Here is a 19,321-nt window from a genome sequence, read left to right on the forward strand (position 1 = left end):
GGTGGCTAAATGCGGTACGCGGCAAGGCGCCGGCTACTGATCCGGCGCCATGGGGAGCGCCACCGCCGCCCTCCACGCGGTCAGCTGCGCCTCGTCCACGGGCGTCATCGGGCCCTGGAAGAGGTGGGCGTGCCCGTTCTTCGGGACGTCCTCCCAGGCGTGGGTGGCGAACACGTACGTACGGCCGTCCTGCAGCCGGTCGGTGAAGCCCTCGTCCAGCCCGTACGTGACGCGGACCGTCCCCCGCAGGTCTCCGCGCAGGACGGAGAAGACCTCGACCTGGTAGAGGTCCTGCGTCCACCCCTCGATGTCGCGCGTCCCGTCGAACCGGGTCACGCGCCCGGTGAACACGTTCTCGGTGAGGGGCGCCGTACTCACCGGACTGGTGGCGTCGTAGCCGCGCAGGCCGTAGCCGGGGCCGGCCCGCTCCTCCAGGTCCTGGTGGCCGAACCAGCCGAACCAGCCGCCCAGCCCCAGCACCCCGGCAGCCACGGCACAGGCCGCGAGGGTCGTCGTCTTGGTGTTCATGGTGAACCCACGGTCCCATGAGGCGCGTCTGCGGCGGGGTGAGGCGCGTGGGGTGATCCGGCTACGTGGGTGTCGGGTGCGGCCGCCCTCTTTCCGAGTGTGGCGTCCTCCGCCGCCGCGTCAAGGGCGCTCCCTGCGGTCACGTCGCTGCGCGATGGCCTTCGGCCACCCTTGACCCGGCGGCGGAGGCCGCCTTTTCACACTCGGAGGGCGGCCGGGGGGTGAGGCCACGCGGAGGCCCGGGCAGCGGCCGGGGTTGGCGTGCGTCCGCCAGGCCGGTTGGTGGGGGCTGGGTTAGTGGTGAGGGGTGGGCGGGTCCGTGGCGGCCGGTTCGGGGTGCGCGGAAGTCGAATGGGGCGGCCCGACAGGGCTTGGCGCCTTGCGTTCGTCGCGTGGCTGGGCTTCAGGCCCCGCTGGTCTGTGTGCGTGGGTGGTTCCTCGCCCCGGCTGAGGTCCGACGTCGGCAGCGAGGGCGTGCGCAGCACAAGATCAAAGGGGGCGCGCAAGGGCGCGGTGGCCGTCGGATCTCTGCCTCGCGCGCTCCCTTCCCCTCGCATCTCACCCCGTGATCGGATGATTACGCAGCGCGATATTGATGTTGCGCTGTGTGTCGACAGGAAAGGAGAGATCCGTGTCCGTACGTGCGATCGCCGCCAGGTCCGCTGGTGTGATGGCCGCTCTCGCGGCTGCCGCAGGGCTCCTGGGCGCTGTGGCCCCCGTGGCCTCGGCGGCCCCGGCCAGGCCCGCCGAGATGAAGTTCTACGACGACTACTGGACCGTGGAGGAGTGCCGCCAGGTCGGAGAGTGGGGCAAGAACAACGGCCGGTGGACCGTCTACGTCTGTCAGTGGTCCGGCTGGGACTACGACCTCTACTACGACAGCTGACCTGCCCGGCGGGAAATGAACGCCACTGACGACGAGGCGTCGTTCTCGCTGGAACTTCACGGAACACCCCGGGAGCCCCCACGCCCGGGGTGTTCCGCGTGTTCCGCCGTGCGTGGGGGGCGACGAAGTGAGGTGCGGCGAGGATTGCGCGCACCGTCTGGGGTCGAGATGGGCGATTAATCCTCTTTGCCCTCCCTTCGGGGGGTGGTTACCGGGAGTAGAGCGGAGTTATCTACACGCGCCCGCCGCAAACACCGCTCCCCACCGCCGGGAGTCACCAGCGGGGCCTGAAGCCCGACCACTTCCCCTCCCCGACCCGCTGAGCGCAGCCTGACCGCCCCATTCAACTTCCGCGCACCCCGAACCGACCGCGACGGACCCGCCCGCCCGTCACCACTAGCCAAGACCCCACCCGCTAACCGTCAGGCGCACGTCAAACCCTGGCCGCTGCCCGGGGCTTCGCGGGACCCCGGCCCCCGGACCGCCCTCCGAGAGGTCTTTCGCTCCTGGAGGTGGTGGGTCAAGGGTGGAGCGAAGCGGAATCGGCGAAGCCGACGCGACGCAGGAGCGCCCTTGACGCACCGCCGGAAGGAGCGACTCTCGGAAAGAGGGCGGTCCCACCCGCACTCGCTCGACACGGCCACCCGCCGCACCACGGAGACCTCCCGCACAACCATTCGCCCCCTTCGAAGGTCGAAGACGCGAACTACCGAACAAAATCGGAAGAATTCCTGGGGGGATTCGTGGCACATGTGCGTGCGGCTCTGGCGATCGCGACGGTTCTGGCCGTCGGCGTGACCTCTGCGGTACTGGGAGGCACGGCGACCGCTGCCGTGCCGCCGACCGCCGGGGAGGCGAGTACGAGCACGACCGGAACCGTCGTCCAGGAGGGCGGCCCGCTGGTCGTGCCCTCGGGCGAGGAGGTGGTGACCACCCGGGTCACCGTCACTCTCCCGGCGGACGCGAGCGGCCCCGTGAAGGCGCGGCTTCTCCTGCCGATCACCTATGAGTTCGCGGGTGACGCGTGGGACTTCCAGGACGAGATCAAGGCGACCTGCTCGGTCAACGGCGGTGCCTACCAGCCCTGCCCCTGGCTGCAGCCGCTCGAAGGGGTCAACCAGGGCCCGTACGTGGCCACGATGCCCGTCACCGAGGCCGCGACCACCCTCACCTACGACATCCGTATCGAGTCCGGCATCGGCGCCCGCCGGCACGGCGACGTCAACGGCACCCTCGAAGTGGGCGCGGGCGGGGCCCCCGACCTCGCGAGCGGGCCCGTCGTCTTCCAGTTCGCCCGGAACACTCCGGCGGCCAACCTGCGGACGACCGTCCTCGCCCGTGACAAGGCGGGCGTCCTCTGGCAGTACGAGAGCACCGGCCTCCACGAGAAGCCGCTCAAGGCACGCGAGCGCATCGGCGGCGGCTGGAACATATACACGTCGATCACTCCCCTCGGAGAGCGGACGGCGGCGGGCGAGGGCAGCATCGTCGCCCGGGACAAGTACGGGGTCCTCTGGCACTACCAGGGCTCGGGAAACCCGGACGCCCCCTTCAAGCCGCGCGTGCGGGTCGGTGGCGGCTGGAACACGTACACCGCGATCACGACCCGGGGTGGGGGCCTCATGGCCCGGGACCGGGAGGGGCTCGTCTGGTACTACCCGCAGGCGTGGGACGCCACCCCGTCCGTCCCCCTCCAGTCGCCCCAGCTCGTCACCGACGGCTGGAACGTGTACAGCGCCATCGTGGGCCAGGGGCAAAGCCCCGGATACGGCGTCGTGGCCCGCGACACGGCCGGAGTGCTCTGGTCGCACGAGCCCTCCTGGCATGGCTCGGGCATCCCGCCGAGGGTGCGCCTGGGCGGTGGCTGGAACGCCTACGACCGCATCGCCTACGCCCGGAACCTCGCCGGCTCCCGCTACGGCGACTACCTCGCCCGCGACAAGGAAGGTTATCTCTGGTTCTACGAAGGCCTCACCCGCAGCGGCAACCTCGTCCCGTCGCCGACCCGCAGGCAGATCGGCTGGGGCTGGGACATCTACGACGCCATCCTCTGACCCGGCCGACCGGCCACGACCGACCACAATCGACCGCATCCTGAGGACGAAGAAGACTGATGACACGCATACGTATGGCCGTGGTGATCGCTACGGCTCTGGCCGTCGGAGTGGCCCCGGCCTCCCTGGGAGGGGCGACGGCCCTCGCCGCGCCGACCCACGTCACCGGGGCGGCGGGGGCCTCGGCCGGGACGGTCGTGCAGGAGGGCGGCCCGCTGGTGGTGCCCTCGGGGGAGGAAGGCCCGGTGACCACCCGGGTCAAGGTCGCCCAGTACGGGGCCACGTCGGAACGGCTGCAAGCACGTCTGCTCCTGCCGTCCATCGATTACGCCGCCGGTGACGAGGACCACTCCTTCGACACGACCATCACCGCGTCCTGCGCCGTCAACGGCGGTGCCTTCCAGCCCTGCCCGTGGGGCAGCGGGGACTGGGGGTCGGTGGCCGCGCTGCCGACGACGGCGACGGTCAACGACCTCACCTACGAGATCCGTCTCGACGCCAGTTCCTCCGCGCAGAAGTACGGCACCGTCACGGCCACCCTCGAAGTGCTCTCCGAGGAGGGAGTGGTCCACGCGCGCGGGCCCGTGTCCTTCACGTTCGCGCAGGGCACGCCGGAGGCGTATCTGCGCACGACGGTCCTCGCCCGCGACAAGGCCGGCGTGCTGTGGCAGTACCCGAGCTCGGGCCACGCCGACAAGCCGCTCCGGGGACGCAAGCGCATCGGCGGCGGCTGGAACGTCTACACCTCGCTCACGACCCTGACCTACCGGACGGCGGCGGGCGAGGGCGACCTCGTCGCCCGCGACAAGGATGGCGTGCTCTGGTACTACGAGGGCTCAGGAAACCCCGACGCCCCGTTCAAGCCGCGCGTGCGGGTCGGCGGCGGCTGGAACACGTACACCGCGATCACCGGGCGCAACCGGGGTGTCGTGGCCCGGGACAAGACCGGCGTGCTCTGGGAGTACGCGCCGACCCACCGGGGCGACTCCGTGATCTTCTACCCGCGCCGAATGGTGGGCGGCGGCTGGAACACGTACACCGCCATCACGGGCCAGGGGGCCGGCTACAACGCCCTGGCGCGTGACACGAGCGGCGTGCTCTGGGCGTATGGGTACCCGTACGCGCCCAGCGGGGCACCGTACGGGCCGCGTGTGAAGGTGGGCGGCGGCTGGAACGCCTACAACGCCCTTGCCTGGACGCAGAAGCTCGGCGGCGAAAGCCACGACGAGCTTCTCGCCCGGGACGGGAACGGCTACCTCTGGCTCTACAAGACCGTCTACCGCGACGAAGTCTCGATCCCGACCACCCGCAAGCAGATCGGCTATGGCTGGGGGATCTACGACGCCATCCTCTGACCGGTCGGTCCTAACCCAGCGCCGCAAGGATGTGCGGCGCCGCCTCCGCCAGGGTCGGGAAGTGGCGGTGCGCGTCCGGGTGTGCGGCCGGGGTGTTGACCGTCCAGACGGTCATCCCGGCCGCCAGACCCGAACGGACCCCCGACGGCGCGTCCTCGATCACGAGACACTCCGCCGGGTCCGCTCGAACCGGCCCCGGACCCGGTGCTCGTAGTTCGACGTGACCAGCGCCCACCGGTCGGCGGGCAGGGCGGTCAGCAGCTCGACGGCGCCCTCGAAGGCCGCGTACGTACCCGTACGGACGTCCTCGTCCTCCAGCGCGTGCAGGAGGGCGAGGCACTCGTCCGGGTCCGCGCCCGGCACGACGGCCGCGAACGTCTCGACGGGCCGCGTCCGCAGCGCGACGGCGTACACCTCGTCCCCGTCGAGCCCGTACCGCGCGGCCCACTCGCGCCAGACGCGCCGCTGGTTGGCCACGGCGTCCATGAGGGTGCCGTCGACGTCGAAGAGAACGAAGTCCTTGCTGGTCACGCGCCCGCTGCTACGTCCACGAACGCGGCCCATGCCGTCGGGGCGACGGCGAGCTGCGGGCCGTCGGGGTTCTTGGAGTCGCGGATGTGGACGGCGGTGGGGTGGGCGGCCACCTCGACGCAGTTGCCGCCTTCACCGCCGCTGTAGCTGGACTTGCGCCAGTCATAGGCGACTTCGATGCAGTTGCCGCCCTCGGAGCTGCTGTAGCTGCTCTTGAACCAGGCCAGATCCATGGTGCTCATAGTTCTCCCAGCAGTTTCTCGATCCAGTCCAGGGACTCGCGCTTGGTGAGTGCCTGCGCCCGGATGATCCCATAGCGCTCAGCGTGTTGGCGGACGTCTTCCGGGTCGGTGATCAGCCGGGGGTGACCATAAATCTCGGTGTACGCGACCTCGCGCCGCCCCTTCGGGGTCAGCAGAGTGAAGGCACCGTCCAGGTAAGGGTGCTCGTGCCTGTCGAGAGGCATGATCTGGAGGTCGACGGTCCGTCGCCGGGCCACCTCCAGGATGCACCGCAGCTGCTCGCGGTGGACCTCCGGCCCACCGAACGGGCGGAGGAGGACGGCCGCCTCCAGGACGAAGCTGATCGTCGGTGCGGGCCACTTGTCGAACAACACCTGCCGGGAGATCCGGTCGGCCACTCGCTTCTCGACGGTCGCCTCGTCCAGCATGGGGCGGCGGTGCTCGAAGAGGGTGCGCGCGTACGCCGGGGTCTGCAGGATGCCTGGTACCGCCTGCACCTCGTAGTAGTGCAGCGCTACGGCCTCCGCCTCCGCCTTCGCGAAGTCCTGGAACCAATCCGGATGCCGCACCCGCGCCTTCGCCAGCGCCTCCCTCACGTCGTCCACCGCCGCGATCAGCACACCCCCCGCCCCCACCACCGGGTCCGCCCGGATCAGGAAGTCCGGTTGGGGAGTGCGTACTCCCCGCTCGACCGAGGAGACGAGGTCCTCGCTGCAATGGGTGGCGTCCGCCAGTTCCGCCTGGCTCAGGCCCGCGTTCTTGCGCAGCACCTTGATGATCTTCCCGAGCGCACGGAACAGGTGCGCCGTACCGTCCACCTCGGAGGGCCGTTCCGGCCGCTCCTCCTGGTTCCCCGACATCCGTACCGCCCTCTTGGCGTACCCGTACCGTCACTCAGCGTCGTGGCGTCGCTGCTGGTCAGCGTACGGCCGGGGCGCGACGCTCAGGGCATGAAGTCCGAAACTGTCACTCCGACCGGTGAGTTCACGCTCCGGCTCTCGGCCACGCGCCGGGGCGCGCGCCTGGCTCGGCTACTGGCTGTGCATCAGCTGCATGAGTGGGGCGTGACCGGTGCCGCCGCCGAGGCGGCCGAGTTGGTCGTCGCCGAGCTCGCCAACAACGCGGCCCTGCACGGGCGGGTGCCCGGGCGGGACTTCGAGGCGCGGATGGGGCGGGGTGACGACCACGTACGGATCGAGTTGTCCGACGCTCGCGGGGAGCGGAGGCCCTCACCGGCCCGGGAGCCGGACGAGGGCGGCTGCGGGCTGCTGCTCGTGGCCGCCCTCGCGACGGCGTGGGGCGTGAGGGACCGGTGCGTCGGCAAGACGGTCTGGGCGACCGTCCCGCTGACGCGCCCCCTACCCGTCAGAGCACGGTGACGAAGCCGCTGCCGTTCTGGATCAGCTGGGACGGCCCGAACGGGGCCCTCCAGTCGCCGGTGCCCTTGTAGCGGTAGGCGTAGCCGCCGACGGTGGTGGTGGCGAGGAGGTCGGGGCGGCCGTCCCGGTCGATGTCGCCGATGCCGACGATGTCGGCGTACGAGTTCCAGCCTCCGCCGACCTTGGTGCGGGGCGCGAAGGCGCCGTCGCCCTTGCCGAGGTAGATCCAGAGGACGCCGTCCTTGTCGCGGGCGACGAGGTCGCCGGCGGTCCCTCCGCCGATGTTCCCGGTGGCGGTGAGGCTGTTGTAGATGCCCCAGCCGCCGCCGATGCGCTGGCGCGGGGCGAAGGGTTTCGTGGCGTCGCCGGTGGACTTGTAGAACCACAGGTCGCCGGCCGTGTCGGCGGCGACGAGGTCCGTGCGGCCGTCGCCGTCCATGTCGCTGCCGCCGGTGATCTGCCGGTAGACCTGCCAGCCGCCGCCGACCCGGACACGGGGCGACAGCGCGTGGCCGGATCCCTGGTGGAGCCAGAGGACGCCGCTCATGTCGCGGGCGACGATGTCGGAGTGGGCGGTTCCGGCGACGTCTCCGGGGCTGACGAGACGGTCGTAGATCTCCCAGCCGGTGCCGATGGCCGTCTTCTCGGGGAGGCGTACGGTCTCGCCGAAGAACTGGCCGCCGTCCAGGCGGGACAGGCGGCCCGACATGTCCCGGACCAGGGGGTCGGGCGTTCCGTTGTCGTTGAAGTCGTGCTGGACGGCCTTCCGGTCGACGCGGAAGGTGCCGGTCCTGGTGAGGGAGGGGCCTATGCCGTTGGCCGGCTCCGCCGTCATGCGCCAGGTGTACGCGCCGTTGTGGGCGGCGATGCCGTCGGCGAACAGGCCGTTCCAGCTCGCGGTGTAGGAAGCGCGGGTGTGGTAGCCCGAGGACGCCCAGGCCTTGCCGGTCGCGGTGTGCGTGATGTCCACCCGCACGTGCGCGTTGGTCCGGCTGAGGGTCCAGGTCAGCGGAGCGGGGGCGGACGCGAGGTCGAGGTCGACGACGCCGGGGACGTTCTGGCTCAGCACTTCGAGAGACGTCGGCTTGCCCGTGCTCGCCACGAGTTCGGTGACCGGCCTGCCGTCCTGCCCGAGGGCGATCCGGTACACGCCCTCGCCCTGGGCCACGGTTCCGCCACGCACGAGCAGTGTGCCGTCGGGGCCCGGGGCTGAGCTCGTGGAGTGGTCCAGGAGCTTGACCGTCTCGCCGGTCGTCAGGGACTGGGCGGTCAGGGCGTGCAGGGGCTTCTGCTGGTAGGCGTCGTAGCCGCCCGCCTGCCCGTACAGCAGCCAGTCGCCGGCCAGTTCGACGGAGAGCGTGTCCGCCTTGCCCAGCGGGACACGCTTGGTCTCGCGGGTGTCCCGCCGGACCACGACCACGTCCGCCGTGTCGAAGGCGGGCCGCTCGATCCAGGCGATGTGGGTCGGGGACAGAGCGACGTCGCCGTCGTGGTTTCCGCCCTCCTTCGCCTCGTGGTCCTCGACGACCTGGCGCTTCTCGACGTCGATCACGGCGATGCGCGTGCCGGGGGTCGAGCCGGGAGCGTCGTCGTAGCGGACGATGACGCTGCCGGAATAGTCCAGGAAGACGCGCCGGATCACGGCGTTCTCGGGCAGTCCGGTCACCTTGTCGTCGACGAGCGTGCCGCCGACGATGCTGACGATGTGGGCCTCCTTGCCTCCGGCCGCGGTGGTCTTCGTGGTGAAGAGGGTGGACGGCCCGAGGCCCCGCCCCGAGCCGTAGCCGTCCCCGAGGAGACCGAGGTCGATCGCCACGGGCTTCGCGTCCGTCGCCATGTCGTGGAGGGTGTGGACCGACCCGTCGATCTGCGTGACGACGTCGCTCCCGCCCATCGGCGCGGCGGTCCCGGCCGGCAGTGCGGTGGTGGTGCCGTCCGCGTACCGCGTCCACTCGTACACGGCCTTGCCGTCGACCGTGTGGCGGCTGAGGAAGCCCGTCCTGCCCGCACCGGCGACGGTCGCGCCGTCCCGGAACGGGATGACGTCCTGCTGGGTCGCGGTGGCCTGCGCGGCGGCCGATATCGCCCCCGGTGTCGCCACGGCCGGGCCGGCCATGAGGGGTCCGGCCGTGACGGCGAGCGCGACGGTGATCGCTGCGGCGAGCCGCCGTCGGGGCGTACGTGCGTGGGTCAAGATCATGCTCTTTCTCGGGAGTTCGAGGAGGGGGGAAGGAACAGGACAGGATCAGGACGGGATCAGAACAGGGTCTTGTACGAGCCGGTCAGCGGCGGGGCGGCGTAGAGCCAGGTCCGGGCCCGGAAAGGCACCTTCCAGTCGCCCGTGCCCGAGTACAGGGCGAGTTCGTCGCTCCTGCCGTCCGGGCCGTGCGCGAGGAGGTCCGCGCGGCCGTCGCGGTCGGCGTCGCCGATGGCGATGATCTCGTCGTAGGTGTTCCAGCCGCCGCCGATCCTGGTGCGCGCGGCGAAGGTGCCGTCGCCGTTGCCGAGGTAGAGCCAGAGGTCGCCCGCGGTGTCGCGGGCGACGAGGTCGCCGGCCGCGGCGCCGCCGATGTCGCCGGTGGCGACGATCTTGTTGTAGATGCCCCAGCCGTAACCGATCTTGACGCGCGGCGCGAAGGGCGCGGTGGCGGAGCCGGTCCCCTTGTAGAGCCACAGGTCACCGGCCGTGTCGGTGGCGACGAGGTCGGGGCGGGCGTCGCCGTCGAGGTCGCCGCCGGCGGTGATCTTGTTGTAGATCTGCCAGCCGCCGCCGATCTTCGTCCGCTCGGAGAAGGCCGTCTTGCCGGTGCCCGTGTGCAGCCAGAGCGCACCGGTCTTGTCGCGGGCGACGAGGTCGGCGAACCGGGCGCCGGCGACGTTCCCGGGCGTGACGATCTGGTCGTACGCGTCCCAGCCCGCCCCGATGTTCGTCTCCTTCAGCTCGGTCTGGGCGCCGTGGTAGAGGGCCTGGCGGCCGTCGTAGACGAACAGGGTGCCGCCCTCACGGACGATCAGGTCGGGGGAGCCGGTGTCCGAGAAGCCGTGCGGGGCCTGCCCGCTGTCGACCGTGAGCGTGCCGGTCTTCTCCACCGGGGCGCCGATGCCGTTGTTGGGCGTCGCCGTCATCTTCCAGGTGTACGCGCCGTTGGCGGCGGTGGTGAAGTCGTCGAACAGGCCCGTCCAGTACGCGAGGCCTCGCCCGGCGTTGTCCAGGGAGGAGGTGCTGGTCCATCGCTTGCCGGTCGCGGTGTGGGTCAGTTCGACGTTCACCTTGGCGTTGGTGTACGCGGCGAACTGCCACGTGAGGTAGCCGTCGCCGCTGCTCGTACGGAAGTCGAAGGTGTCGGGGATCGTCTGGCCCGTCAGCTGGAGCACGATCGGCAGGCCGTTGCTCGCCACGAGGGTGGCGGCCGGAGTGCCGTCGGCGCCGGGGGTGATCCGGTAGAGGCCTTGGCCGTGCTCGATCGTGCCGCCCTGGACGAGGATGCTGCCGTCGGCTTCGGGGCGGAGGATGCCGTCCACGGTGTCGAGGAGCTTGACCGTCCGGCCGTCGGTCAGCGAGCGGGCCGTCAGCGCGTGCAGGGGGTTGGGGGAGGCCGCCGTGGTTCCGCCGGTCACGGCGTACGTGACCCAGTCGCCCGTCAGCTCGACCTCGAGCGGCGATCCCGAACCGACGGGGATGCGCGTGACCTCGGTGGAGTCCCGCCGGGACAGCGCCAGACCCGCGGGGCCGTTGCCGCTCGCCTCGCCCCAGGCCACGTGCGTGGCGGACACGCTGACGTCGGCCCAGACCGAGGCCTGGGGCAGGCTGCGGTCCTCGGCGATCGTGGCGTCCGCGATGTCCACCCTGGCCAGGCGGGTGGAGGCCACCCCGTTCACCGTGCCGTAGTAGACGAGCCTGAGGGTGCCGGCCGAGTCGAGGACGTACTGGCGGATCGCCGCGTCCGCGGGCAGACCCTGCACCTTGCGGGTCGCGATCACGCCGTTCAGCTCGCCGACGAGGTGGATGTCGGCGGTGCCACCGGCCTGCGGGACCTGCATGACGAGGGTGGAGCCCGCCAGGCGGACCAGCTTGGCGGTGGTGCCCAGGGCACTGGTGTCGATCACCACGGGCTCGGCGCCCGTGGCCATGTCGTACAGCTTGTGGACGGCCCCCTCGGACTTCACGATCATGTCCGATCCGACGCTGCCCGCGTATGTGCCTGCGGGCAGGATGGTCGTGACGCCGTCCGCGTACCGCGTCCAGCGGTGGATGTACTGGCTGCCGTCGTGCCGGCGGGTCAGGAAGCCGGACGGGCCGTTGCCGACGACCAAGGAGCCGGGCAGCAGCGTGAGCGCGGCCTGCTGCGTCTGCGTCTGCTCCGCGGCCGTGACGGTCCCGGTCGCCGCCACGGCCGGGACGGCCGTCAGGGTCCCCACCGTGACGGCCAGGGCGGCGGTGACGGCGAGGGCGAGTCGTCGGCGGGGCGTACGTGCGTGGGCCAAGGCAGGGCTCTCTCTCAAGAGGTGCGGGCGTGGCGAGAGATCGCCACGCCCGCATGGACTCACGAGGAGTTCGAAAGGTTGTACGCCGACGTGAAGTAGATCAGCGGCTCAACCTTCGCTTCACGAGACGGAGTTGAACTTCGTCCCCTCGCCCGCGTACAGGTCGGTCGTGACCCGGGTGAACGGCGCGGTCGTGTTCCCCGTACCGAGGTACGCCCACGTGAGGATGTCCGAGTTCTCCGTGGAGAAGACCTCGGAGCGCGTCAGATCCGTCGCGGGCAGCGTCGTCGTCGTGCCGTCCGCGTACGTCGTCCAGCGCAGTTTGTACCGCTCGGGCCCGATGTGGTTCCGCGTCAGGAAGCCGGTCCGGCCGGCCCCGAGGAGGGTGCCGCCCGGGTCAGCGATCGGGGTCGCCGCCTCGGCCTCGGCCGCCGCGAACGCCCCGGGCGCGGTGGGGGCCGCCGTCGCCGGGACGGCGAGGAGCCCCGCGCCGAGGGTGACCGCGAGGACGGTCGTGACGGCGGTGCCGAGACGGTGCCGGGTGATATGTGCTGAGCTCAAGAGATCCCCCCGTGATCTGCGGCGCGGGAGGTTGTACGGAAAAAGGGCCGAACTCCCGTACAGGCGTGCGGTGTCAGTAGGTGCCGTTGTACGAGACTCCGTCGCCGAGCAGGGCACCGCTGGCCACCCGGGCCCCGAAGGGCGCCTTGTAGTCGCCCGTACCGGGGTAGAAGTACGCGGCGCCGCCCGGCCCGTACACGTACAGGTCGGGGCGGCCGTCCTTGTTGCCGTCGCCGATGCCGACGGAGTCGGTGTACGCGCCCCAGCCGCCACCGATCTTCGTACGCGGCGCGAAGGTGCCGTCCCCCTTGCCGAGGTACGTCCAGAGGACGCCGTACTTGTCGCGGGCGACGAGGTCTCCGGTCGGGTTGCCGCCGATGTCGCCGACGGCGGTGATCTGGTTGTAGATCCCCCAGCCGTATCCGATCTTCTTCCGGGCGGCGAAGGGAGCGGTGGCGCTGCCGGTCCCCTTGTAGAGCCACAGGTCACCGGCCGTGTCGGTGGCGACGAGGTCGGGGCGGCCGTCGCCGGTGAGGTCGCTGCCGCCGGTGAACCGGGTGTACGTGTTCCAGCCGCCGCCGATCCGCGTACGGGGCGCCAGCGTCACGTCGAGGGAGACGTCGGCCCCGGTGTACAGCCAGAGCACGCCGTCCCGGTCGCGGGCGACGAAGTCGGCGGAGCCACGGCTGACGATGTCGCCGACGGCCTCGATCCGGTCGTAGGCCTGCCAGCCACCGCCGACCCGGACGCGCCCGCCGTTCGCGACGAGGCTCTTCCGTCCGGCGTCGTACGCGGTGTCGGTCCGCCACAGCACGCCCTGGCCGTCCCGGGCCAGCAGGTCCGGGGTGCCGTTGTCCTTGATGTCGTGCGGGGCGGACGTCTTGACGGCCGTGAAGCCGCCGGAGGCCTCGACGGCCGGGCCGACGCCGTTCTGCGGGGTGGCCTTGAACGTCCAGTCGTACGCGCCGATGTGGGCGTCCTTGCCCATCTCGGATTCGGCGGCGATCTCCGCCCATGAGATGCAGACGGTGTTGTCCCCGCAGAGGTAAGGGCTGCCGGCGGACTCCGTGTAGAGGGACATCTCCTTCGAGAAGGTCTTGCCCGTCCGGCGGTGGGTGACGGTGAGATCGATGTTCGCGTTGATCCGGGACAGCTTCCACTGGAGGAAGGAGCCGGGAGCGTCCAGGTCGAGTGTCCGGGGGGACAGCGAGCCGAGATACACGAGCTGTGTCGGTTCACCGGTGGAGGCGACCATTTCGGCGACCGGCCTGCCGTCCGCCCCGAGCGAGATCCGGTACACGCCCACGCCCTTCTCGACGGTGCCGCCGCGCGCGAGCAGCGTGCCGCCGGGGCCGGGCAGGACCTCGGAGACGTAGTCGAGGAGCTTGACCGACTCGCCGGAGGTCAGCGACTTCGCCCTGAACGCGACGTCCGCGCTCGAACCGCCCCTGCCGTCTCCTCCGAGGGCTGTCGGGACGCCGTACATCGCCCACGAACCCAGCAGGCCAGCGGCGAGGGCCTCCCCGTAGCCGAGGTTGATCCGCGACTCGACGCCGGTGGCACGGTTCAGGGTGACGATCTCCTGATCGTGGTAGTCGATCCAGTCCGACCAGGCCAGATGGGTGGCGGAGAAGGCGCTGAACCGGTTGTTGACGTACGAGGCGCTCGGAGCGGTCTCGTGGGTCGAGACCACCGAGGCGGTAACGAGATCCACCATGGCGTAGTGGCTCCGCAGCGCACCGGTGGCGTTGTCCGCGTAGTAGTCGACGAGGACGGAGCCGTCACGCGCGGGCGTGGAGCCGATGTGCCTGGCTCCGACGGGGATGCCGGTGATCTTCGTCTGCGTGACGGCGCTGCCGGTGCGGCTGACGAGGAGCAGCTCCTCCGACGAGCGGTCCGCCTTCACCACCTTGGCGAGGACCGCGTTCCGGGACACGGCCCGCACGAAGGTGGCGTTCAGCGCGCCGAGGTCGATCGCGACGGGCGCGCCGCCGGTGGCCATGTCGTAGAGCTTCACGACCTTGACGCTGTAGGGGCTCGACGCGTCTCCGGACGCGACCACGTCCGACCCGGTGGGGTAGATGTGCCCCATGCCGTCGACCGCGGTCGTCGAGCCGTCCGCGTACCGTGTCCAGAGGGCCCCGATGCCGCCGTTCAGTCCCTTGGTGCTCAGGAAACCGGTGTCCCCGGCCGCCAGGAGGGCCGCGTCCACCGGGAACGCGAAGGGCGCTTCCGCCTCGGCCCCCGCCTCCGCCGTGACGGCGGAGGGCACGGACGCGGGCGCGGCGGTGGCCGTCGCGGGGACGGCCAGGGTGCCCGCGCCGAGAGTGACGGCGAGGACGGTGGTGATCGCGGCGGAGACACGGCGACGGGCCGGGCGACGTACGGAGTGCAAGGTTCCCCCCACGGGAATCGAAACGGCACTCGATGGTGCGAGCGCCGTTCCGTTCGACTCCCGATCAGGCCGGAGGGTTGTACGCCATGCCGTTCGGCGTCACCGCCGTTCCACCACGCCCCGTACGTACGCGGCCTGCCCCGCGTGCTGCAGGTCGTCGGCGATCACCGACACCAGGCGGACGCCGAGGGTGACCGGCGGGTCCCAGGTGGTGTCGACGACCCGGTCCAGGTCCGCGTTCGTGACCATGCCGACCAGCTCCTCCGTACGGGCGTGCACGGCGTCGTGGTAGCCGAGCAGCAGCTCGGCCGGGGCGCGGACCTTCCCGGACTGGGCGCGCGACTGGCCGTAGCCGGTCGCCGCCGGGGGGAACGGGAGCCCGAAGCGGTCCCGCCAGCCGTCCGTGTCCCACAGCTGGTCCCTGCCGAAGGCGCCCGCGAGGTGATCGTCCTGGATGCGGGTGAGGTGCCAGACGAGCCAGGCGATCGAGTTGGCGTCGGGATCGATCCGTACGGCGAGGTCGTCCTCCGTGAGGCCGTCCACGGCCTCGTGGACGGCCTCACGGACCCGGGCGAACGAGTCGACGAGCAGACCGGCGCTGTTCATGGGGGCTCCTTCCGACAGCGGCCCTCCGGGGTCACGGCCGCTTCTTCCGCTTCTTCCGCCAGGTCTCCACCATCGCCTCCACGTCGAAGGGGCGCAGGTTCAGCGGCGGCCCGGCCGGCGGACGGAGGAGGGCCTCGGCGATCTTGCTGTTGATCTCGCCGAGCAGGCGCCGGACCTGGCTCTCCGAGACTGCCGCGGGCACCGCCGCCTCCGCGTCCTCGGCCTCCTTGCGCAGGGCCAGCGAGGGCGGCAGCACGGACGCGCCCTCGCGGTGCATCTTGCCCTTGATCCACCACAGCTCGTCGTAGGGGGCCGAGTCGTCGGGCAGCGGCTTGCCGAAGCCCGGCAGGCCGCTGAACTCACCCCGTTCGGCGGCCTCGCGGATCTGCTTGTCCACGAACGACTCGAAGCTGACTCCGGGCGGCTTCCGTTCGGTCATGTGTCCAGACTACGTAAACGGCTCCGCCCGGGTGTGGTCCTCGCGGTCTTCTGCGGCACGCGATCTTCCGGCACGCTGTGGTCCGTTCAACGCGCGTCGACCCATGTCCCGTCTCGGTACCCGGAGGACACATGCGTGCCCGGATCACCCCGTTCGGCACCCTGCTCGCGCTCGTCGCGGGCCTGCTCACCGCGCTCGTCACCAGCACCCCCGCCCAGGCGGCGCCGCTCTTCAAGGCGCCCTACCCGTGCGGTCAGACCTGGACCTACAGCCACCACTCGGCGGAGGTCCGCCAGGCCCTCGACTTCGTCCGCTCCGACGGCGGTACGACCCCGGGCGCCCCGGTCCTCGCCTCGGCGTCCGGCACCGCCTACCGCTACTCCCAGCCGTCCGGCGCGGGCAACTACATCGTGATCGAGCACGGCGGCGGCTGGAAGACGTACTACTTCCACCTCAACGCCTACTCGGTGGCCCACGGGGCCGCGGTCTCCCAGGGCCAGCAGATCGGCACCACGGGCAGCACCGGCAACAGCTCCGGCGCCCACATCCACTACGAGCAGCTCTACAACGGAGTCGGGCAGCCGATCGTCATCAACGGAGCCTCCCTCGCGCCCTACCCGGGCTCCTACGGCTCCAAGTCCCTGACCAGTGACAACGGCTGCTCGGGCGGGGGCGGCGGAAAGTACTGGGTCGACACCTTCGCCAACGCCACCGGCTACGCGCAGGCGAACACCACCTCCCCGCAGGGCGTCCTGAACGCCGGCACCAACTACGTCTACTGCAAGGTGTGGGGCCAGGAGATCCGCGACGCCTCCGGCAACTACAACCACTGGTGGCTGAAGACGGACCTCGACACGGTCTACGCGGGGAAGAACGGGTACGGGGCGTACGTCTCGGCGTACTACCTGTCCCGCTGGGGCAACGACGAGGCCCGCGACAACAACGGGACCGTCATCCCGAACTGCTGAGAGGTCCCGGCAACGCCCGCCAGGGCCGGGAAGTGCCCGCAAAAGGGCAGGAGCCCCGCTCGTGCCCGAAGGCACGGAGCGGGGCTCCTTGGGTACTGCTCTAGTCGTGCTTGTTCGCCGACCCAGGCACCTTAGGCCGGGGAGACGTTCTCCGCCTGCGGGCCCTTCGGGCCCTGCGTGACGTCGAAGGTCACGAGCTGGTTCTCCTCGAGCGAACGGAAGCCGTTCGCGTTGATCGCGGAGTAGTGGACGAAGACATCCGGGCCGCCGCCGTCCTGGGCGATGAAGCCGAAGCCCTTTTCAGCGTTGAACCACTTGACGGTTCCGGTAGCCATAAGCCCTCCTTGGGCCAAAGGGTTGCCCTGCTCCAGAACCTGCAAAGAAGTCTGAAAACTACAAAAGCCTGCGGGTCACATGCTCCGCAGGCTCTGTACTGCAAGGGAAACCAAACTGCAACTTGCGTTGAGCGTAGCACGCAGGACGCGCGTGGCGGTAGAGGGAAGGATCACGTCACTCTCATGTTTGATCTCGCTCCACTCGCTGACGCGCGTGCCCCGCCGATGCCCACGGACCGAGACGGGTCTAGCCTCACTATGTGGACAATGCAACCGACGAGCAGCAGCGCAGCCGGCCCCGCGTCGGGCACATCCAGTTCCTGAACTGCCTCCCCCTGTACTGGGGCCTGGCCAGGACCGGCACGCTCCTCGACCTGGAGCTGACCAAGGACACCCCCGAGAAGCTCAGCGAGCGGCTCGTCCGGGGCGATCTCGACATCGGTCCCATCACCCTCGTCGAGTACCTCCGCAACGCCTCGGACCTGGTGGCCCTGCCGGACATCGCCGTCGGCTGCGACGGCCCCGTCATGTCCTGCGTGATCGTCTCCCAGCGCCCCCTGGAGCAGCTGGACGGCGCCCGCGTCGCGCTCGGCTCCACCTCCCGCACCTCCGTGCGGCTCGCCCAGCTGCTGCTCGCCGAGCGGTTCGGGGTGTCGCCCGACTACTACACCTGCCCCCCTGACCTGGGCGTGATGATGCAGGAGGCCGAGGCGGCCGTCCTCATCGGCGACGCCGCCCTGCGCGCCTCGCTGCACGACGCGCCCCGGCTCGGCCTCCAGGTCCACGACCTCGGCCTCATGTGGAAGGAGTGGACGGGCCTCCCGTTCGTCTTCGCCGTGTGGGCGGCGCGCAAGGACTACCTGGCGCGCGAGCCGGAGACCGTCCACGAGGTGCACCAGGCGTTCCTGGCCTCGCGCGACCTCTCCCTCGAAGAGGTCGCCAAGGTCGCCGAGCAGGCCGCCCGCTGGGAGACCTTCGACGCCGAACTCCTGGAGCGGTACTTCCGTACGCTCGACTTCCGATTCGGCCCCGAGCAGCTCGACGGAGTGCGCGAGTTCGCCCGCCGGACCGGCCCCACGACCGGCTTCCCGGCCGACGTCCGCGTCGAACTGCTCGCGCGGGCTTCCCTTTAGGCATCCATCCATAGGCATCCGTAGGGGAATTCGCCGGCGCGTTCCCGGGCGGTAAGCGTCCGGCAATTCCTTCGTATATCCGATATCCGAAATATCCGCGCCCGGGCCGTCCGCATTACCGCCGGAGGCCCGCACGGCACCCGACGGCACCCAGCGGAAGCCGCGAAGACCGCTGGCGTACGCTGGTTCGGTCCGTAAGAACCCCTCCGAAAGGGACACATCCGGTGACCGAGAAGGCCGAACTCCAGTCTGTTCTCGACCGCGCTGCCGCGGGTGGCCGGATCACCCCCGAGGAGGCGCTCGACCTCTACCGCTCGGCGCCGCTGCACGCCCTCGGCGCCGCCGCCGACGCCGTGCGCCGCCGCCGGTACGCGGGAACCGAGCACATCGCGACGTACATCATCGAGCGGAACATCAACTACACGAACGTCTGCGTGACGGCGTGCAAGTTCTGCGCCTTCTACGCGGCCCCGAAGGACACGAAGAAGGGCTGGACCCGCGACCTCGACGACATCCTGCGCCGCTGCGCGGAGACCGTGGAGCTCGGCGGCACCCAGATCATGTTCCAGGGCGGCCACCACCCGGACTACGGCGTCGAGTACTACGAGCACCACTTCGCCGCCATCAAGAAGGACTTCCCGCAGCTGGTCATCCACTCCCTCGGCGCCTCCGAGGTCGAGCACATGGCCCGCATCTCCGGGGTCCCGGTCGAGGAGGCGATCACCCGCATCCACGCCGCCGGCCTCGACTCCTTCGCCGGCGCCGGCGCGGAGCTGCTTCCGGAGCGCCCCCGCAAGGCCATCGCCCCCCTGAAGGAGTCGGGCGAGCGCTGGCTGGAGATCATGGAGATCGCCCACAAGCTGGGCGTCGAGTCCACCTCCACCATGCTGATGGGCACCGGCGAGACCAACGCCGAGCGGATCGAGCACCTGCGGATGATCCGTGACACGCAGGACCGGACGGGCGGCTTCCGGGCCTTCATCCCGTACACGTACCAGCCCGAGAACAACCACCTCAAGGGCCGCACGCACGCCACGCTCTTCGAGTACCTGCGCATGATCGCCATCGCGCGGCTCTTCCTCGACAACATCGCCCACATCCAGGGCTCGTGGCTGACCACCGGCAAGGAGGTCGGCCAGCTCTCCCTGCACTACGGCGCCGACGACCTCGGCTCGATCATGCTGGAGGAGAACGTCGTCTCCTCGGCCGGTGCCAAGCACCGCTCCAACCGCCTGGAGATCATCGACCTGATCCGCAAGGCCGGCCGCGTCCCCGCGCAGCGCGCCACCACGTACGAGCACCTCGTCGTGCACGACGACCCGGCGAACGACCCGGTCGACGAGCGCGTGGCCTCGCACATCTCCTCCATCGCGATCGAGGGCGGCACGGCGCACCCCGAGCTCAAGCTCCTCGACGCCAACTGA

Annotated in this window: 17 protein-coding genes and 1 pseudogene; 7 read left to right on the forward strand and 11 right to left on the reverse strand. The window is 70.6% G+C overall.

All coding sequences use genetic code 11. The annotated features are described in order from the left end of the window. Positions 1-33 precede the first annotated feature (33 nt). The gene (locus tag ACIA8N_RS24895) at positions 34-528 is read right to left on the reverse strand and encodes a hypothetical protein (RefSeq protein WP_365783697.1); all 495 of its coding nucleotides are present in this window, start codon (positions 526-528) and stop codon (positions 34-36) included. A gap of 631 nt (positions 529-1,159) precedes the next feature. On the opposite strand from ACIA8N_RS24895, the gene ACIA8N_RS24900 reads away from it, so the two are divergent. From ACIA8N_RS24900 to ACIA8N_RS24910, 3 genes are all read left to right on the forward strand, one after another. Then, positions 1,160-1,414 carry a hypothetical protein gene (locus tag ACIA8N_RS24900; protein WP_365783695.1) on the forward strand — a complete coding sequence of 85 codons (255 nt, stop codon included), beginning with the start codon at positions 1,160-1,162 and terminating at the stop codon, positions 1,412-1,414. Between the two features lie 743 nt (positions 1,415-2,157). After that, positions 2,158-3,468 (forward strand): hypothetical protein, encoded by a 1,311-nt coding sequence (locus tag ACIA8N_RS24905; protein WP_365786630.1) that lies wholly within the window; start codon positions 2,158-2,160, stop codon positions 3,466-3,468. A 59-nt stretch (positions 3,469-3,527) separates the two neighbouring features. Further along, on the forward strand, positions 3,528-4,823 hold the full coding sequence (locus ACIA8N_RS24910) for a tachylectin-related carbohydrate-binding protein (protein ID WP_365786628.1): 1,296 nt from the start codon (positions 3,528-3,530) through the stop codon (positions 4,821-4,823). 10 nt (positions 4,824-4,833) lie between these two features. Here ACIA8N_RS24910 and ACIA8N_RS24915 read toward each other — a convergent pair. The 3 genes and pseudogenes from ACIA8N_RS24915 to ACIA8N_RS24925 all read right to left on the reverse strand — a co-directional run bounded on the left by ACIA8N_RS24915 (position 4,834) and on the right by ACIA8N_RS24925 (position 6,456). Further along, a pseudogene (locus ACIA8N_RS24915) lies at positions 4,834-5,387 on the reverse strand (HAD family hydrolase). Beyond that, complete coding sequence (locus ACIA8N_RS24920) at positions 5,351-5,596, reverse strand: DUF397 domain-containing protein (RefSeq protein WP_365786626.1); 246 nt, start codon at positions 5,594-5,596, stop codon at positions 5,351-5,353. Before ACIA8N_RS24920 ends, ACIA8N_RS24915 begins: the two are co-directional and overlap by 37 nt. Further along, positions 5,593-6,456, reverse strand: a complete 864-nt coding sequence (locus tag ACIA8N_RS24925) for a helix-turn-helix transcriptional regulator (protein WP_365786624.1) — start codon at positions 6,454-6,456, stop codon at positions 5,593-5,595. Before ACIA8N_RS24925 ends, ACIA8N_RS24920 begins: the two co-directional genes overlap by 4 nt. A 90-nt stretch (positions 6,457-6,546) precedes the next feature. Here ACIA8N_RS24925 and ACIA8N_RS24930 point away from each other — a divergent pair, with 90 nt between their 5' ends. Continuing rightward, a complete protein-coding gene (locus ACIA8N_RS24930; protein WP_365786622.1) occupies positions 6,547-6,975 on the forward strand; it encodes an ATP-binding protein in 429 nt (142 codons plus the stop codon). On the opposite strand, the gene ACIA8N_RS24935 is transcribed toward ACIA8N_RS24930, so the two are convergent. From ACIA8N_RS24935 to ACIA8N_RS24960, 6 genes are all read right to left on the reverse strand, one after another. Then, positions 6,962-9,169, reverse strand: coding sequence for a VCBS repeat-containing protein (locus tag ACIA8N_RS24935; protein WP_365786619.1), 2,208 nt, complete (start codon positions 9,167-9,169; stop codon positions 6,962-6,964). The two genes, ACIA8N_RS24930 and ACIA8N_RS24935, sit on opposite strands and share 14 nt — an antisense overlap. A gap of 62 nt (positions 9,170-9,231) precedes the next feature. Then, positions 9,232-11,460, reverse strand: a complete 2,229-nt coding sequence (locus ACIA8N_RS24940; RefSeq protein WP_365786617.1) for a VCBS repeat-containing protein — start codon at positions 11,458-11,460, stop codon at positions 9,232-9,234. 120 nt (positions 11,461-11,580) lie between these two features. After that, positions 11,581-12,021: a hypothetical protein gene (locus ACIA8N_RS24945; RefSeq protein ID WP_365786615.1), complete on the reverse strand. Its 441-nt coding sequence runs from the start codon at positions 12,019-12,021 to the stop codon at positions 11,581-11,583. Positions 12,022-12,094: 73 nt separating this feature from the next. After that, entirely contained in the window at positions 12,095-14,416 is a 2,322-nt protein-coding gene (locus ACIA8N_RS24950; RefSeq protein ID WP_365786613.1) for a VCBS repeat-containing protein, read from the reverse strand. Positions 14,417-14,515: 99 nt separating this feature from the next. Continuing rightward, positions 14,516-15,022 carry a DUF664 domain-containing protein gene (locus ACIA8N_RS24955; RefSeq protein WP_365786611.1) on the reverse strand — a complete coding sequence of 169 codons (507 nt, stop codon included), beginning with the start codon at positions 15,020-15,022 and terminating at the stop codon, positions 14,516-14,518. Between the two features lie 31 nt (positions 15,023-15,053). Further along, the gene (locus ACIA8N_RS24960) at positions 15,054-15,461 is read right to left on the reverse strand and encodes a DUF1992 domain-containing protein (protein ID WP_365786609.1); all 408 of its coding nucleotides are present in this window, start codon (positions 15,459-15,461) and stop codon (positions 15,054-15,056) included. A gap of 131 nt (positions 15,462-15,592) precedes the next feature. Here ACIA8N_RS24960 and ACIA8N_RS24965 point away from each other — a divergent pair, with 131 nt between their 5' ends. Continuing rightward, entirely contained in the window at positions 15,593-16,429 is an 837-nt protein-coding gene (locus ACIA8N_RS24965) for a M23 family metallopeptidase (protein WP_365786608.1), read from the forward strand. 131 nt (positions 16,430-16,560) lie between these two features. Here the strand turns inward: ACIA8N_RS24965 and ACIA8N_RS24970 are convergent, their stop codons facing one another. Beyond that, positions 16,561-16,764, reverse strand: a complete 204-nt coding sequence (locus ACIA8N_RS24970) for a cold-shock protein (RefSeq protein ID WP_015035453.1) — start codon at positions 16,762-16,764, stop codon at positions 16,561-16,563. Between the two features lie 260 nt (positions 16,765-17,024). Here ACIA8N_RS24970 and ACIA8N_RS24975 point away from each other — a divergent pair, with 260 nt between their 5' ends. Together ACIA8N_RS24975 and mqnC are read left to right on the forward strand one after the other, a co-directional pair. Then, a complete protein-coding gene (locus ACIA8N_RS24975; protein ID WP_365786606.1) occupies positions 17,025-17,897 on the forward strand; it encodes a menaquinone biosynthesis protein in 873 nt (290 codons plus the stop codon). 224 nt (positions 17,898-18,121) lie between these two features. Further along, positions 18,122-19,321, forward strand: a complete 1,200-nt coding sequence (mqnC, locus tag ACIA8N_RS24980) for a cyclic dehypoxanthinyl futalosine synthase (protein ID WP_030549939.1) — start codon at positions 18,122-18,124, stop codon at positions 19,319-19,321.

This window comes from Streptomyces sp. NPDC051822 (genome assembly GCF_044452745.1).
Classification (GTDB): Bacteria; Actinomycetota; Actinomycetes; order Streptomycetales; family Streptomycetaceae; genus Streptomyces.